Annotated in this window: 15 protein-coding genes and 3 pseudogenes; 7 read left to right on the forward strand and 11 right to left on the reverse strand. The window is 63.3% G+C overall.

All coding sequences use genetic code 11. From position 1 onward, the window contains the following. Positions 1-7 precede the first annotated feature (7 nt). On the reverse strand, positions 8-1,195 hold the full coding sequence (locus tag QU44_RS09350) for an acetyl-CoA C-acyltransferase (RefSeq protein ID WP_033921755.1): 1,188 nt from the start codon (positions 1,193-1,195) through the stop codon (positions 8-10). Between the two features lie 159 nt (positions 1,196-1,354). Between QU44_RS09350 and QU44_RS09355 the strand changes: the two genes are divergently transcribed. The 6 genes from QU44_RS09355 (at position 1,355) to QU44_RS18215 (ending at position 9,163) form a co-directional block, all read left to right on the forward strand. Continuing rightward, positions 1,355-1,969: a TetR/AcrR family transcriptional regulator gene (locus QU44_RS09355; protein ID WP_033921757.1), complete on the forward strand. Its 615-nt coding sequence runs from the start codon at positions 1,355-1,357 to the stop codon at positions 1,967-1,969. A 343-nt stretch (positions 1,970-2,312) separates the two neighbouring features. After that, positions 2,313-4,664, forward strand: a complete 2,352-nt coding sequence (locus QU44_RS09360) for a TonB-dependent receptor (protein ID WP_197054282.1) — start codon at positions 2,313-2,315, stop codon at positions 4,662-4,664. Positions 4,665-4,690: 26 nt separating this feature from the next. Continuing rightward, complete coding sequence (locus tag QU44_RS09365; RefSeq protein WP_156141056.1) at positions 4,691-5,719, forward strand: alpha/beta hydrolase; 1,029 nt, start codon at positions 4,691-4,693, stop codon at positions 5,717-5,719. Positions 5,720-5,766: 47 nt separating this feature from the next. Then, on the forward strand, positions 5,767-7,089 hold the full coding sequence (locus QU44_RS09370; RefSeq protein WP_052134574.1) for an MFS transporter: 1,323 nt from the start codon (positions 5,767-5,769) through the stop codon (positions 7,087-7,089). A gap of 65 nt (positions 7,090-7,154) precedes the next feature. Further along, positions 7,155-8,789 carry an MFS transporter gene (locus tag QU44_RS09375; RefSeq protein WP_331377450.1) on the forward strand — a complete coding sequence of 545 codons (1,635 nt, stop codon included), beginning with the start codon at positions 7,155-7,157 and terminating at the stop codon, positions 8,787-8,789. Positions 8,790-8,962: 173 nt separating this feature from the next. Further along, positions 8,963-9,163 (forward strand): hypothetical protein, encoded by a 201-nt coding sequence (locus QU44_RS18215; RefSeq protein WP_156141058.1) that lies wholly within the window; start codon positions 8,963-8,965, stop codon positions 9,161-9,163. Between the two features lie 149 nt (positions 9,164-9,312). Here QU44_RS18215 and istB read toward each other — a convergent pair. The 10 genes and pseudogenes from istB to QU44_RS09420 form a co-directional block, all read right to left on the reverse strand. Further along, positions 9,313-10,115: pseudogene (gene istB / locus QU44_RS17185) on the reverse strand (IS21-like element helper ATPase IstB). Next, positions 10,091-10,222, reverse strand: a pseudogene (locus QU44_RS17775) (helix-turn-helix domain-containing protein); the annotation flags it as partial. The pseudogenes istB and QU44_RS17775, both read right to left, overlap by 25 nt. 51 nt (positions 10,223-10,273) lie before the next feature. Continuing rightward, on the reverse strand, positions 10,274-10,681 hold the full coding sequence (locus tag QU44_RS18965) for a hypothetical protein (protein ID WP_052134578.1): 408 nt from the start codon (positions 10,679-10,681) through the stop codon (positions 10,274-10,276). A gap of 3 nt (positions 10,682-10,684) precedes the next feature. Continuing rightward, the gene (locus QU44_RS18970; protein ID WP_156141060.1) at positions 10,685-10,882 is read right to left on the reverse strand and encodes an HTH domain-containing protein; all 198 of its coding nucleotides are present in this window, start codon (positions 10,880-10,882) and stop codon (positions 10,685-10,687) included. Between the two features lie 228 nt (positions 10,883-11,110). Then, positions 11,111-11,376: pseudogene (locus QU44_RS17780) on the reverse strand (transposase); the annotation flags it as partial. 258 nt (positions 11,377-11,634) lie between these two features. Then, positions 11,635-11,997, reverse strand: a complete 363-nt coding sequence (locus QU44_RS09400; RefSeq protein WP_033921762.1) for a tetratricopeptide repeat protein — start codon at positions 11,995-11,997, stop codon at positions 11,635-11,637. Between the two features lie 187 nt (positions 11,998-12,184). After that, positions 12,185-12,610: an ExbD/TolR family protein gene (locus QU44_RS09405; protein ID WP_033921763.1), complete on the reverse strand. Its 426-nt coding sequence runs from the start codon at positions 12,608-12,610 to the stop codon at positions 12,185-12,187. Positions 12,611-12,634: 24 nt separating this feature from the next. Beyond that, positions 12,635-13,111 (reverse strand): ExbD/TolR family protein, encoded by a 477-nt coding sequence (locus QU44_RS09410; protein WP_033921765.1) that lies wholly within the window; start codon positions 13,109-13,111, stop codon positions 12,635-12,637. Positions 13,112-13,202: 91 nt separating this feature from the next. Further along, on the reverse strand, positions 13,203-13,997 hold the full coding sequence (locus tag QU44_RS09415; RefSeq protein WP_033921767.1) for a MotA/TolQ/ExbB proton channel family protein: 795 nt from the start codon (positions 13,995-13,997) through the stop codon (positions 13,203-13,205). A gap of 83 nt (positions 13,998-14,080) precedes the next feature. Next, positions 14,081-14,767, reverse strand: coding sequence for an energy transducer TonB (locus QU44_RS09420; protein WP_033921768.1), 687 nt, complete (start codon positions 14,765-14,767; stop codon positions 14,081-14,083). A gap of 357 nt (positions 14,768-15,124) precedes the next feature. Here QU44_RS09420 and QU44_RS09425 point away from each other — a divergent pair, with 357 nt between their 5' ends. Next, complete coding sequence (locus QU44_RS09425) at positions 15,125-15,856, forward strand: hypothetical protein (RefSeq protein WP_231621686.1); 732 nt, start codon at positions 15,125-15,127, stop codon at positions 15,854-15,856. The last annotated feature ends 24 nt before the right edge of the window (positions 15,857-15,880 follow it).

A 15,880-nucleotide genomic window follows, 5' to 3' on the forward strand; every position in this document is an offset into this window, starting at 1 on the left:
GCCGCGCTCAGACCAGCTCGACGGCCATGGCGGTCGCCTCGCCGCCGCCGATGCACAGGCTCGCCATGCCGCGCTTCAGCCCGCGCGCCTTCAGCGCGGCCAGCAGGGTCGCCAGAATTCGCGCGCCGGACGCCCCGATCGGATGACCCAGCGCACAGGCACCGCCATTTACGTTCAGCTTCGCATCCGGGATGCCGATCTCGCGCGCCGCGATCATCGCCACCACCGCAAAGGCTTCGTTCACTTCGAACAGGTCGACATCCTCCACCGTCCAGCCGATCCGCGCCATCAGCTTGCGCAGCGCGGGTACGGGCGCGGTGGTGAACATGCCGGGTTCATGGGCATGGGCCGCATGGCCGATCACCCGTGCGCACACCGTCATGCCGCGCGCGCGCGCCACGCTTTCGCGCGTCATCACCAGCGCCGCCGCGCCATCCGAAATCGAGGATGCGTTCGCCGCAGTGATCGTCCCATCCTCGACAAAGGCTGGTTTCAGCGCGGGAATCTTTTCCGGGCGCGCCTTGCCGGGCTGCTCGTCGATCGCGATCGTGACGCTGCCCGCGCGGCCCGGCACCTCGACAGGCACGATTTCATCGACGAATGCGCCGCTTGCAATCGCGGCCCGCGCCCGCTCCAGCGACCGCAGTGCAAAGGCGTCCTGCGCCTCGCGCGTGAAGCCATAGAGCCGCACGGCCTCTTCCGCGAAAAAGCCCATCGGCTTGCCGGGCATATAGGCGTCTTCCAGGCCATCGAGCATCATCGTATCGAACACGCGATCATGACCGATGCGGGCACCGCCCCGATGCTTGAGCATGGCATAAGGCGCGTTGGACATGCTTTCCATGCCGCCCGCGATGATCACATCGGCACTGCCCGCCGCAAGCGCGTCATGCGCCAGGATCGCGGCCTGCATGCCCGATCCGCACATCTTGTTGATCGTCGTTGCCTCGACATGAAGCGGAAGCCCCGCGCCCAGCGCCGCCTGCCGCGCGGGCGCCTGGCCCAGCCCGGCTGACAGGACGCAGCCCATCACGATCGATTCGACCAGATCGGGTGCCGCACCCGCGCGCGCGACCGCCGCTTTGACGGCGGTGGCACCCAGTTCCGTGGCCTTTAGCGGCGCCAGCTCACCCATGAAGCCGCCCATCGGCGTGCGGGCATAGCTGGCGATAACGACGGGATCGGCTACCGGCATGGTTCTGCTCCTGTGCTGCGTCCGTCAGGCCCGATCAGGGGACGGCTCTTGTTAGCGCTCCGGGGATTGTTAAAACCCAGGAGTCGGATATCTACTGGCGGGTATATTGCGCAGGCTGCGCATCGCGTCAATCATTACGGCAAGAAGGATTTGGGCAGCATGGTATCGCCTTTTCGCACGGCGGAGGAGCGCCTTGCCGATCGTGAGGAAAAGCGCCAGGCCCTGCTTCTGGCAGCGGTGCGACGGTTCAACGAGAACGGGTTCCACGCAACGGCGCTGGAGGATGTCGCCGCCAGCCTTGGGGTGAGCAAGCCCACCATCTACCATTATCTGGGCAACAAAGAGCAGGTGCTGATCGAATGCGTCACCTGCGGGGTAGAGCAGTTGCGCGCGGCGGCGGACCGTGCCCGGCTGGAGGCGGGAACGGGACTGGACCGGCTGCGCAGCTTTCTGCGCCGCTATGCCGCAATCGCGATGGATGATTTCGGGCGATGCGTGATCCGCACCGGCGACGAACAAATGTCCCCAAGCAACGCCCACCGCTTCAGGATGCTGAAGCGTGAGATCGATCTGGCGATGCGCGAACTGATCGCCGATGGCGTAAAGGACGGCTCGATCATCGCCGCCGACATTCGTCTGACCGCCTTTACCCTGGCCGGTGCCCTGAACTGGATCGCGCGCTGGCACCGCCCCGGCGAGGGCGCCTCCGCCGAAGATATTGCGGCGAACATGGTGGACATACTTACTATCGGCCTGTCCCCGCGCCAGAGGTGAGTTGCGCTGCACACGGTTAAAGCAGCGCCCAGGAACCATTGGGCACGCGACTTGACATCGCTAACGCTGTTACCTAGGAAGCACAAAGCTACCTTAGTTCAACAGCTTTAATTGGCCGGAATAACTGCACAGGAGCGTAGAGACGAGACGTCGCGCAGAGAATGCGCGAAGACGTAGCCGCAAGCATAGTCGAGCCTGACTTACATTCTCCGTGCGCGAACGCTTTTCCAAATATTCCGCGCCCGGCCACTGCCAGAAACAGCAAAACAAAAGTCGATAAAAAAGGGGAGAGGACATGTCGAGATTCGGCAAAATCCTGCTTGCGTCCGCCACGGCATTCCCAATGCTACCCGGACTCGCGCAGGCACAGCAGGCACCATCTGAGACAGTGCAGGAGCCGCCCTCCGCACAAACGGCGGATTCGCTGGACGAAATTGTCGTTACCGCGCGCCGCCGGGCGGAAAGCCAGCAGGACGTGCCGATTTCCATCACCACGCTGAGCGGCGACGATCTCGTCAAGATGGGGGTCACCGATCTCATCCAGTTGGCGCGTCAGGTGCCGAGCGTCATCATCGCCGGGGCTTCCACCAATCCCCAGCTTCTGACGATCGGCATCCGTGGCATCCGCCAGAAGGAAGGCCATATGTTCTTCGAGAACTCGGCCTCGATCGTCTATAATCAGGCCGTCATCCCCCAGCCGATCGGCGTGGGGGACCAGATGTTCGACATCTCCGACGTCCAGATCCTGAAAGGTCCGCAGGGCACGTTGTTCGGCCGCAACTCGACCGCAGGTGCGCTGGTCGTCGCGCCCAATATGGCAAGCACCGATCGCCTTTCCGGATCGGCGATCGTTTCGCTCGGCAATTATGGCATGAAGCGGTTTCAGGGCGTGCTGAACGTCCCGCTTACGCAGACACTGGCGATCCGCGTGGCTGGCGAACACCGCGACCGCGACGGATACATGACGAACCAGCTCACCGGCGATCGGTGGAACAACATCAACAGCGAGGCGCTGCGCGGATCGCTGACATGGGAACCCAGCGGTTCGGTCCGAAGCTATCTGACGGTCGACTATGTGGAATCGGCAACGGCACCCTCAGCCATCATTCTCGTGGATTTCCTTGCTGGCGGCAGCGGCAACCTGCTGGGCGGCGTAGCGGCCAGCCAGCGCCTGCTGGCGGAACAGCGCGCGCGCGGAACCTGGAACTTCGTCAGCGAGACGGGCACCGAAAGTCCCAGGGACTTGCTGCGCGCTTCGGCGTGTGCGCCCGGATCGGCAACGCCGTTCCAGCAAATCTGCCAGCCCGACGACATCAATCAGACGTTCACGATGCAGCTATGGGGGCTCAACCATCGGTTCGAAGTCGATATCGGCGACAATCTGACGCTGAAGAACATCCTTGCCTTTCGCCGCTATACGCGATCGACCTATCAGTCTTCGTGGAACGCCGCTTCGGCCGTTGGCGCGTCCGGCCCCGGCAACATGGCGATCACCCAGAGCCCCGACGGGGTGGACACATTCAGCGAGGAACTCAACCTCACCGGCAAGGCGCTGGGCGGTGACCTCAGCTATTCGGCAGGCGTCTTCTATCTCCAGAACCAGGGCACCGAGAGCAATTGGTCGTTCAACGGCATCGGCAGCGGCACTTCCACCGCGCTGAACCAGGGGCTGGGCTATATGCAGCTCAAGGCCGTCGGCCTCTATGCGCAGACCACGCTGGCGCTGACCCGTCGGCTGAACCTCACCGCCGGGCTACGCTACAACCGGGACGAGAAATATGCCCGGCGCACCGATATCAGCACCAATGTCATCACCGGCGCGGCCACCTGCAACCTCTTTGCCGGCAGCAGCGCCACGCGCCTTCCGGTCGATCAGTGCGAGCTTGTCGGCGACCGGCATTGGGATGCACTGACCTGGACAGGCGCGATCGATTACAAGCTGGTCGACGATACGCTGGTCTATGCCTCGGTTTCGCGCGGCTATCGCTCGGGCAGCTTCTTTCCCCGCGCCAACCGTGCCAGCCTGTTCGCCTTTGATCCGGAATATGTCGTCAGTTATGAAACGGGCGTGAAGTCCGAATGGCGGCTGGCGGGACGCCCGGTTCGCACGAACCTGGCACTGTATCGCGCCAATGTGACGGACATGCAGGTGCCCGTGCAGGATCCAACGACAATCCCGCTGACCGGCTTCATCAACAATGCCGGTCGCGCCCATTATCAGGGCGGCGAGTTCGAAATGCTGGTTCGCCCCACCAACGCGCTGACCATCAACGCCTTTGCATCCTATACCGCGTTCAAATTCGACGAGTATTCCGACGGTGTCAACGATCTGTCGCACGAGACGGCGCCCAATCCGATCAGCCCATGGGTAGCAGGCGGATCGATCGACTATGCCATTCCGCTTTCGGGCAGGAGCGAGATGAACCTGCGGGCCGACGTGACTTGGACGAGCGCATTCGTAACCGACAATCGCTTCCCCGCCCTGAAAGGCGATTGGCCACAACCCGCCAGCACGATCGTGAATCTGCGGGCGGACTGGAGCCATTTTCTGGACTCGCCCGTCTCGCTGGGCCTGTTCGTCACGAACCTGACGAACGCATTCTACAGCAATGGCGGCACCTGCCTGTCCGGGATCTGCTCGATCGTACCGAGCCCTCCCCGGATGTGGGGCGCCGATATCAGCGTCCGGTTCTGATCCTACTGCTCGAACGGGCCGAACAGATGAAACGCATTCCCCTGCGCATTGATGTGACAGAGATATTCGGCGGCGGTTCGCCGCAGCATATCGCCGGAACGCTGTTCGCGCCCGAAACCGTGTCGATGTCGCCGCAAATCGTGATGTTCGCCGCGCCCGGTGGCGGCTATTCGCAGGGCTACTATGACATCCGCTTCGATGGGCTGTCGGGCTATAGCCAGGCCGAACATCATATTCGCCAAGGCATCGTGTTGATTGCCTTTGACCCATTGGGCGTCGGCCAGAGCAGCGTCGATCGGCTGGCGGATCTTACCGTCGAAATCCTTGCCGAAACGGGCGATCTGTTCGTCCGCACGGTGATGGAACGGCTTCTGGCGGGCACGCTGGAAGACGCGCTGGCGGTGCCGGACACGGTGTTCGTCGTGGGGGTGGGCCAGTCGCTGGGCGGCGGGCTGACGATCCTGATGCAAGGCCGCCACGCCAGCTTCGACGCGATCATCGTGCTGGGCAAAAGCGCCATCCATACCCAGCTCCCCCAGCCGAGCCGCGCGCAATTTGCCGCAACGCGCACCGCCACTTTGGCATACACGCGCGACACCCCCGCCGATCAGCAGATTTCCGACGAAGCCGCCGGGGCGATCGTCGATTATGCCTATGCCTTTCATTGGGGCACCGAACCGCAGGCGCTGCGCGACGCCGATCTGGCAACCGGCTTCAACCCGCGCCGGATCACCCCGCCCTGGGGCAGCGCAACCATGCCGATCGTGCGCGTGATGCGCGCGCCGGGAGCGTTGCGCGACGATGCTGCCAAGGTCACCGTGCCGGTCCTGCTGGCCTTTGGCGAGCGGGACGTCAGCGCGGACGTGCGGCTGGAGGCAACGGCCTTTCCCCACAGCAACGACATAACGCTGCTGGTGGTCCCGCGCATGGCGCACATGCATAATTTCGCCGACACCCGCGCCCTGTTGTGGCGGCGGATTGTCGATTGGGCGCGAAGCCAGGCCCCGGCCCCGGCGGACACTTTCCCCGAACCCACCCGCCACGAAACCGCGTGAGTCCAATTCTCCCGCCCGGCAGCGCGGCACCGCAAAGGAACCGATGCATGCAGAATGCCGAGAGTCCGTATCCCGGCAGGGGCCGATCAACCTATATCGTCGGCGTGCTGTTCCTCGGGTGGTTGTTCGCCTTTATTGACCGGCAGATCATCGGCCTCCTCGTCCCCGCGCTCAAGGCCAGCATGGGATTGAGCGACCTGCAAGTCAGCCTGTTGCAGGGTATTGCCTTCGCGTCCGTCTATGCGCTCGCCGGGCTGCCGATCGGGCGGATTGCGGACCGTACCGATCGCCGCCGGCTTATCGCGTTGGGCGTGGCGGTGTGGAGCATCGCCACGATTGGGTGCGGCTTCTGCACCAGCTTCGGCCAGTTGTTCGCCGCGCGGATGTGCGTGGGGCTGGGCGAGGCCTGCATCGCCCCGGCGGCGGTCTCGCTGCTGGCCGACGCCTTTCGCGCAGAGCATCGCGGCAAAGCGATCGCGTTCATGCAATTGGGCGCGCCGCTGGGAACATCGGTCGCGTTGTTCGGCGGAGGGCTGCTGCTGACCAGCCTCGCATCGGGCACATGGGCGCTTGGCCCGGATTCGGCGTGGCAGCCCTGGCAGATATTGTTCCTGGTCGCAGGCGCGCCGGGTCTGATCGTCGCGCTGCTGGTGCTGACCCTGGCCGAACCGCCACGCCGAAGCTCCAGCCATGTCCACCTCCCTGGTGATGATAGCGCCGGGCGGCTGTTCCGCTATCTGGGCGAGCATCGGGCGACTTTCGGGTTCACCTATATGCTCTATGCCTGTATTTTCGTGATGGGCTATGCCGTCACGTCCTGGGCACCCACGGTGCTGATGCGCGTCCATGGCATGTCGCCCAAAGCGGCTGGCGGCACCTATGCCGCCGTTATCCTGTTCTGTTCGGCAAGCGCCTATGCCCTATCCGGCGTCATATCGGACATGTTGTGCAAGCGGCGACCGGGGGATGGGCGCATCCTGCTGCCGCTGTTCCTGATCCCGGTCGAGTTGGTGGCGATGACCGTCTATTATTTCGCGACCTCCACCGCGCTGACCATCGCGGCGCTGGCAGTGTCGGGCCTCAGCCTGGGCATGGCGTCGACCAGCGGCCTGCCGGCGCTTCAGGAAATCGCGCCCAACCGGCTGCGCGGGCAGATGGTGGCGCTCTATATGCTAGTGGCGAGCCTGGTCGGGCTGGGGTTGGGGCCGACGCTGGTGGGCCTGATAACCGACCTGGTGTACCAGGATGAAATGCGCGTCCAGCAATCCTCTGCGCTGGTAGCGCTGGCTGCAGGCATCGTAGCGCTGGTGGTTGCCCAGGCACTGCCACGCCACTATCGACAGACCCGCGCGCTTCAGACGGGGAGATAGACGATGCACCGGCCCGAATCTTGGCAATGAACCAACGCGCGCGCGGATCCGGGACAGGCAGCCTGTTGGCACCGCTCCGGCTGCCGCTGTTCCGGCGCATCTGGACCGCAAGCCTGTTGTCCAACCTGGGCTTCATGATCCTGTCGGTGGGTGCCGCCTGGAACATGACGCTGCTGTCCCCTCGCGCCGAACTGGTGGCGCTGGTGCAGACCGCGCTGATGTTGCCGATGATGTTGTTCGCGCTGCCCGCAGGTGCCATCGCCGACATGTATGATCGCCGCAAGGTGGCGCTGACGGCGCTGGTGATATCGCTGGTGGCGGGCGCCGGGCTTGCGGCGGCGGCCTTTGCGGGACTTGCCACGCCGTGGTTGCTGCTCGGCTTCTGCTTCCTGGTCGGCACCGGCATGGCATTGTTCAGCCCAAGCTGGCAGGCCGCCGTCGCCGAACAAGTCCCTTCGGAAGACCTGCCCTCGGCGGTGGCGCTCAATTCGATCAGCTTTAACGTGGCGCGCAGTATCGGGCCTGCGATCGGCGGGCTGATCGTCGCGGCGGCGGGCACTTCGCTTGCCTTTGCCGTCAACACGCTCTGCTATGTGCCGCTGTTCATCGCGATGATCCTGTGGCGCCGGACGCCGCTGCCTACGCGCCTGCCCCCCGAACGGATCGACCGCGCCGTCAGCTCGGGCGTCCGCTATGCCATCCACTCGCCGGCAATCCGTGCGGTTATCCTGCGCACCGCCGCGATCGGCATTCCCGGCAGCGCGATCTCGTCGCTGTTGCCGCTGGTGACGCGCGATCTGATCGCGGGCCAGGCGCAGACCTATGGCATATTGCTGGGCGCGTTCGGCATCGGTTCGGTGCTGGGTGCGATTGCCCTTCCCCGAATCCGCAACGCGCTTTCGGGCGAGGCGGCGCTGTCGCTGTCCAGCCTTTTGCTGGCGCTGTGCATCGCGGCGATCGGCCTGAGCCATATATTGGTGGCGACCATCCTCGCGCTGCTGATCGCCGGGGCATGTTGGATGACGGCGCTCACTTCGCTCAACGTGACCGTGCAGATGTCGGTCCCGCGCTGGGTGGCCGGCAGGGCGCTGGCCGCCTATCAGACCGCGATCGCAGGCGGCGTCGCGGTGGGAAGCTGGATCTGGGGCAGCATTGCCGAGCATCTCGGCACCTCGTCGGCGCTGCTGACCTCTGCCGCGCTGCTAGCCGCCACGCTGCTGCTGCGGCAAGTGTGGCGCGTGCCCGATGTGACCGCCGCCAATCGCGATACGATCGAGCTTCAGGACCCCGAGGTCCGGCTGGCGCTCAGCGGACGCAGTGGGCCGATCATCATCGAGATCGAATATCGGGTGGACGTCGACGAGGCCCGCGCCTTTTACGATCGGATGCGCAAGCTGCGCGCGGCACGGCTGCGCACCGGCGCCTATGACTGGTCGATCGCGCGCGACATTGCCGATCCGGAATGCTGGATCGAACGCTTTCACTGCGCCACCTGGAACGAATATCTGCGCCAGCGAAGCCGCAGCACCGCCGACGAACGCAGCCTGTTCGACGAAGCCCGCCTGTTCCATCGCAGCGAGGCGTCGCTGCGGGTTCGCCGCCTGCTGGAACGCCCCTTTGGATCGGTGCGCTGGCGCGACAATGCCTTCGCCGCCGATTCCGGCCCACCGGCATCCGCCGATGGGCTGCCGTCGATTTAGAGCAGCATGTAGGCGCCCCGCCCGGAACCGATGCCGCGTTCATCGATTGAGTCAAAGGTCACGCCTACGCGCCGCGCACCCATACCTGAAAACGACAAATCGCCGGGAGCAGTGCCAGCTGCTTGCTTGTATCGCGCTGCACCGTTGCCAGCCAATGCGATCAAGGGACGGTCATGACGCGCTCCATCACGGCGATTGCCCTGCTTTCGATCCTCCCGCTGACCGCCAGCGCCCAGATGGCGCCGCGACCGTCCGGGCCGCCCGTGCTGACCGCGTTCGGCGCAGTTCTCAAGCTCGAGCGCAGGATCAGCCACGAAGGCAGGCACCGTGGAAGATCACCCAAAGAAGGAGGCTCCTCAATGCCAAACTCCTGAAATCTCAAACCGCGAAGTGGGGAATTTTACTTTGCCCGTGCAGGGGAAAATTACAGTGCAGTTGACACGTGTCAACGGGCACCCAAGTTTCCCTGAAAGTGAGCGCCTGAAATTCCCTGTTCTGGCTGGGGCGGGTTGGGTTTTGGTGATCAGCCGTATGCGAGATCGGCGGTTGCCTTTGATGGTGGTCGCCCGCGGCGTTTCGGGGTCGGCGGCGGGTTGATGGGAGAGCTGGACCTGCTGTGTTCGGGCAGCAGGTCGGCGTGCTGGCGCATGCGATAGCTGGAGCCCTCGATCTGGACGACGACGGCATGGTGCAGCAGCCGATCGAGCAGCGCGGTGGCGACGACGGGATCGCCGAACACGTCACCCCATTCGGCAAAGCCGCGATCCGACGTGAGGATCATCGCGCCGCTTTCATATCGCGCGTTGACCAGCTGGAAGAACAGATTGCCGCCACCCGGCGTAACCGGAAGATACCCGATCTCGTCGACCACGAGCAACGATGACCGGCACAGGAACCGGATCTTCTCGCGCAGCACGCCTTCGCGCTCGGCCTTGGCGAGGATGGCGACCAGATCGGCGAGCGGGATGAAGTAAACGCTCTTGCCGACGCGGACCGCCTCGACCGCGAGCGCGGTGGCGAGATGGCTTTTGCCCGTGCCGGGGGGGGGCCGAGCAGATGGACGACCTCGGCGCGGTCGATGAAGTCGAGGCCGGCGAGCGCCATAATGCGGCCCCGGTCGGGCGATGGCTGGAACGAGAAGTCGAAGCCTGCCAGCGTTTTGAAGATCGGCAACCGCGCCATCCGCAGCGCCGCCTCGATGCCGTCGATCTCGCCGCGTTAGATCCGCCGGATCGTGGCATCGAGCATCTCGAGCGCGCGCGGCATCTTCAAGCCGACCAGGCTGTGGCGCTGCAGGGCTGGGCCTCGATGCCACGCTCGATATATTTGCGGATGGTCTTCGGGTCACGCCCCGTCCGCCGCGCAATCGCAGTGATCGAAACACCCTGTCGGTGCAGCTCCAGGATCATCGTCAGTTCTCCAAGGCGGACCATCGACTCCGCCTCCCCGCAACACAGAGATGGCATGGATGTCGGCGAAGCCCATTATTGCGGAGAATTACACGCCCTCTGACAGGGCTTGCAAAAACCGCCAAAGAAGGCGAACGCTCGTGCATGCGCGTCGAACACCATCTCCTGCGTCTCGCGCGGATAGGCCGCCACGAAGAACATCCGGCTGTGGGAAAGCCCGACATGCGCGACCTTCACCGTCGTCGTCACGCCTGCCATGACGATCACTGCGTGGCTCCAGTCGAACTGGTATGCCTCGCCAGGATCAAACCTCAACGGCACGGACGCGGTCGCCGTCCGTCTCGCTTCCTCGCGTTGCCAGCGACGAGCATGGCGGCGAACAGCATCATAGCCGCCCTCAAATCCGAGCCCGTGCAGCACTTCGGATAACCTGATCAGCGTCAGACGTTCGCGGCGCGGCTTGCGCTCGTTCTCCGCCAGCATCTGCTACAGCGCGGCCGCGTGGCCGCCCAGCTTCGGCTTGGGATCCGCAGCTCGCTTGTAGGTGAATGCGGCATCCTCAGCCTCGATCGCCTTGCGTACCGTCTTGCGCGACACGTGCAGTCGGCGCGCAATCTCCCGCACCGACTGCTTCTGCACGCAATGCGCGCGTCTCATCCGTCCTGTCGTCTCCACCGTCGTCATCCTCCACCTCGCCGCCAGCCAACACAGCCGACGAACATAGATGACCCGGATGGTAGTCCCCAATCTCGCGCCGAAACCCAACAATGCCGCACAAACAGGCCAGACATAGGAAGGCAACCGATCAAACCCGTCTCGGCAAAATGCCCTTGCCAAGGGGGCGTCCACATATGAATCAGAACATCACCGCCTTGGGAATCCCACCGTGAGTCGGAATCCCCGGTCGTTGCTATTAGCTCCCTTGCCCAGCGCTGATGCATATTGGGGAGCAACGCCGACCGAACTCATGCCCTTCTTCGCCAATGCTATATCATCGACGATCAGCCAGGCATCCTCACCGCCGATCAGTCCCTCGGCATGCTGCCACAGCGCTGCCTCAAGCGGCTTGCTGTTCCACAGTCCGGCACCAATGAAAGATGCAGCCGGTCGTAGCTGATCGCATCGTCGCGCGCCGCCATCGGCTGGATGCTCTTGCGATCGCCAGGGCCGATCAATCCGTGTCCATCGCCAGCCCTTTCAATAAGCTGGCTCCCTCTGAACCGTCGAAACCCCGGTAAGGGAATCCCAAAAGTCATCAATCTGCCAAAGTAGTGCTAAAATGAAAACTGCCAAAGGATATAGCATCGCTACAATACCGTGCGGCCGAATGCCATTTCAAGAGCGTGCCAATAGTAAGTGCTGGGGGTGAGGCTTTTACCGCAAGGGTCGGATGCCGAAACCGGGCCGCTTGAACGCGGCCCGGATCGATGGACGGTTCAGCGCGCTGCGGTGCGCTGAACGTCTAGCTTGCCTAGACCACGCTGCGCGATGGCATGTGCGCCTAGCGCGTGATCGGGACGCAACAGCAGCGATACGTCTTCGCCGGCGATGACGCGCTGATACATTACTTCGGCCTGATCGAGCCGGTTGGTCCGCGCGTAAATTGCGGCAAGGTTCAGCAATAATTCGGGCTTCGCCGGCTCAAGCGCCAGTTGTGCGCGCAGCGACGCCTCGGCTTCGCTGAACTGGCCGCGCTCGATCGCGTCATGGCCATAGGGGTCGGTCCGGTTCTGCGCCACGGCCGACGCCGCCGGGACACCCAGCATCGCCGCGACAATGATCAACTTGGAAACACGCATTTGATTTCTCCGTTTCGTTAGATGACAGTGACATTACTGTTATATGTCACTTTTGTGTCATGCGCATTTGCGGAGTGCAAATTAATTCGTCGCTGCGGTGGCGAACTGCCGCCATCCCCTTGGGCGCGAAGCACAAAAAAAGGGCGGCCCGAAGGCCGCCCTGTATCATTCGTCGAAGTCGACTCTATCAGAACTCGCGATATTGCTCGTTGCCGATGAAGCCCAGTTTGGTGACGTTCGCACGCTTCACGATCGCCAGGATCTGATCGACCCGCTCATACCGCGCGGTCGGCTCAGGCTGGAAATGCAGTTCTGGCTCGGGAACGAGCGCAACCGACTGATCGAGATATTGCGAGAGCGTCACGTCGTTGACCACCTCGCCATTCCAACTGACCGTGCCCGCCGCGTCGATCACGATCTTGTTCTTCACCGGATTAACATCCGGCAGGTTCCGCTCGTTGTTCGGCTGGGGAAGATCGACCTTCACCGCGTGCGTCTGGATCGGAATGGTGATGATGAACATGATGAGGAGCACGAGCAGGACGTCGATCAACGGCGTCATGTTCAGGTCCATCATCGGCTCGCCGTCGTCTTTGCCGCCGCTCATTGCCATGTCAAATACTCCTGATACGCAGCGTCAGACCCGGCCACGGGCAGTGCCCGCCGGTGGTTCTGAAATAAAGCCGACCTTCACATAGCCTGCCTGCTGCATGGTATAGATCGTGCCGCCAATGCACCGATACGGCGTGTTCACGTCGCCGCGGATATGCACTTCGGGAATATCGTCGGGCTTCAGATTGTCACCATAACGATCGACCACGGCCTGAAGGTTTTCGGCGCCACGACGCAGCAATTCGCCGCTGTCGACCTGAGTCAGGTTCCAATATACTTGGCAACCCGCCTCGGACCCGCTGACCGAAAGGTTGATATTCTCGGGCTTGGTCGTGGTGGCTTCGTAAGCCACCTTTGGCAATTCGAGATCAACCGCCTGGATTGCGACCGGAACCGCGATCAGGAAGATGATGAGGAGCACCAGCATGACGTCCACCAGGGGCGTCGTGTTGATGTCCGAAAGTGGTTTATCGGTGGAGTCGCCACCAACGCTCATCGCCATTTGCGCGCTATCCTATGTCTATACTCGTCCGGCTCTGATGAACCGGGAGGATGGCGACGCCGGGGCCAAAGCCACCGACGTCGTCGTCCGATCAGGCGCGGGTCTGCACGCCACCGGTCTGGCCGGCGGTGGTCGTCGCAGGCTTCGTGGCAGGCGCCACTGGCTTGCTTGCCGAAACCGCAGCAACCGACGGACGAACCGCACCCTTCGATGCCAGGAAGCCGAGCACGTCGTTCGAGAACGCGCTGAGGTCTTCCGAGATCGCCTTGTTGCGACGCTGCAGCCAGTTGTACGCAAGCACCGCAGGCACCGCGACGAGCAGCCCGAGCGCGGTCATGATCAGTGCCTCACCGACTGGGCCGGCAACCGCGTCGATCGATGCCTGGCCCGACGAACCGATCTTCACCAGTGCGCGGTAAATACCGATAACGGTACCGAACAGGCCGATGAACGGTGCGGTCGCACCGACGGTCGCCAGAAAGGCGAGACCACCGCCCAGCTTCGAATTGATCGCAGCTTCCGAACGTGCCAGCGAACCATGCAGCCAGTCATGCGCCTCGACCGGATCGGTCAGCTTCGTGTGCTGCTCCTGCGCGGCCAGGCCATCGTCGACGATCTGGCGATAGGCCGAATTCTGGTCAAGCTTGGCTGCGCCTTCCTTCAGGTTGCTCGACCTCCAGAAGTCGGCGCGCATGCGCTTGGCCTGGTTCATGATCTTCTGCTGTTCGAACAGCTTGGTGAACATGATGTAGAACGAAACGATCGACATGATGACGAGGATGCCGAAAGTGCCCTGAGCGATCAGGCCGCCCTCTTTCAGCGCGGCTGCCAGGCCGTAAGGGTTTTCTTCGGCCGAAGCAGCCGCGGCAAAGATGGTGGTGAGCATATCTGAAATCTTCCTCTGACGAATAGAGCGTTAGTCATGACGTCGGCGCGAGCGACAAGGCCGCACGCGCCGACAGAAACGGGTCAGTCTTCAAGCTGCCAGCGAATGCCCGGCAGTGGGTAGGTCGCCGCGATCGGGTTACCCGCATCATCCAGTGCCGGTGAGAAACGCCCACGGCGCATCGCCAAACTGCAAGTCGTGCTGTCGAGGTCTTTGTTTCCGCTCGACGACGTAACTTTACAGTCGGTGACTCGACCATTGGCACCCACCGTTACCGATACCGAAACACGCCCTTCGGCTTCAGCGCGGCGGGCTGCCGGCGGATAATCGTCGTTCGAGAACCACGATCCGGGGTTGCCCTTCGGCCCTGCCTTTTTCGACACGCGCGGCGGAGCCGGGACTGGCGGGGCCACGGGCGCGGCCGGAACCGGCGGCGCAGCCCGCATCGTCGTGACGATCGCAGGCGGCGGAGTGTTGACCGACTGCATCACCAACGGCGGTGGTGTGTTGGTCTGCACCAGCGGCGGCGGAGTCACCACGGGTGGTGGCTGCACCTGCGGCGTGTCAGGCGGCGGGGGCGGCGGCTCTTCTTCTGGCGGCGGGGGTGGCGGCTCCTGGACGTCGAAGGTGTTTAACTCTTCGCTCACCTGCTTCACGTATTGATACGCGAGGCCGGAGACCAGGAAATAACCGAGCACAGCATGCACCGCGGCAACGATGACGATCGCCACGATACGGCCAGAGCCCGCTTTTTGGTCAACATAGGCCATTCAGCAACGAAACTCCCTCAAATTGCGCGCGCCGACTGACGACGCACACTGGGCATTGCGCCCAAAAAAAGGCGAAGCGCCAACCCGACTGAACCGTAACGGCCAAGCGTTCCGGTCGGACACGCTTGTCTATCGCCGCCCCCGACGTGACGCAAACGCTTTGTCGGACGCAACAAACGTATAGTCGCCGTGCGGCAGAATTATTTCTGTATCAAAATCGTGCGATCGGGTAGCGCTTCGGCCATGTTACAGCTTGCCCACGCCCTTGCCGTCGCGATGCTCACATCGGCTGCCACCCCATCAAATGTGGCACAAAACGGCCAAATAATGTCCAGTTCGGGGCAGATTCCGCCGAGCGTGGGTTACGCAAATGTCGCGCCGCTGGTACTCACTGCACCGATCATCGCCGATGCGACGATCCGTAGCGCTGTCAGGATAAAAGGCGTCGAATCACAGGGCGTCGTCGATGGATTTGTGCGTTTTTACGTCATGGCTGACGTCGCCGCACTGATTCGCGGCCCCGGCGCAGTGGCTGCGCAGGTCGGTTATCTTGTCGACATGCCGCTCGAGGCAGGTGGACGGCTACCCCGGCCAAAGGGCATGCGGGTCATTATGTTCGCTCGGCCCGTAGCTGGCCGTCCCGATCAGGTGCAGTTGATCGAGCAAGGGGCGCAACTTCTGTGGTCGCCGGCGACTGATTCGCTGGTCCGCAATATCGCAGAAGCAGCGATCCAGCCCGATGCCGCGCCGGCGATTACCGGCATCGGCAACGCCTTTCACGTCCCCGGATCGCTGCCCGGCGAAGGCGAAACCCAGATATTTTTGCGAACCCAGTCGGGTGATCCGGTGTCGCTGTCGATCCTTCGACGCCCCGGCGAATCACCCCGCTGGGCGGTCGCGCTGGGCGAGATCGTCGATGACGCCGCCGGCCCGCCGCAACGCGACACCTTATTGTGGTACCGATTGGCCTGCGGCTTGCCGGCGACACTCCCAGAAGAAAGCACCGCCAACGAAGACCCCGAACGCGGCGCAATCGCTCGGGAGGACTATGCGTTCGTCCTGCAGGCGCTGGGGCCTTGCACCGGCTAACCTCTCTTATTCACTGGGCTGCTG

The sequence above is a fragment of the Sphingomonas sp. 37zxx genome, assembly GCF_000786205.1.
Lineage (GTDB): Bacteria > Pseudomonadota > Alphaproteobacteria > Sphingomonadales > Sphingomonadaceae > Sphingomonas.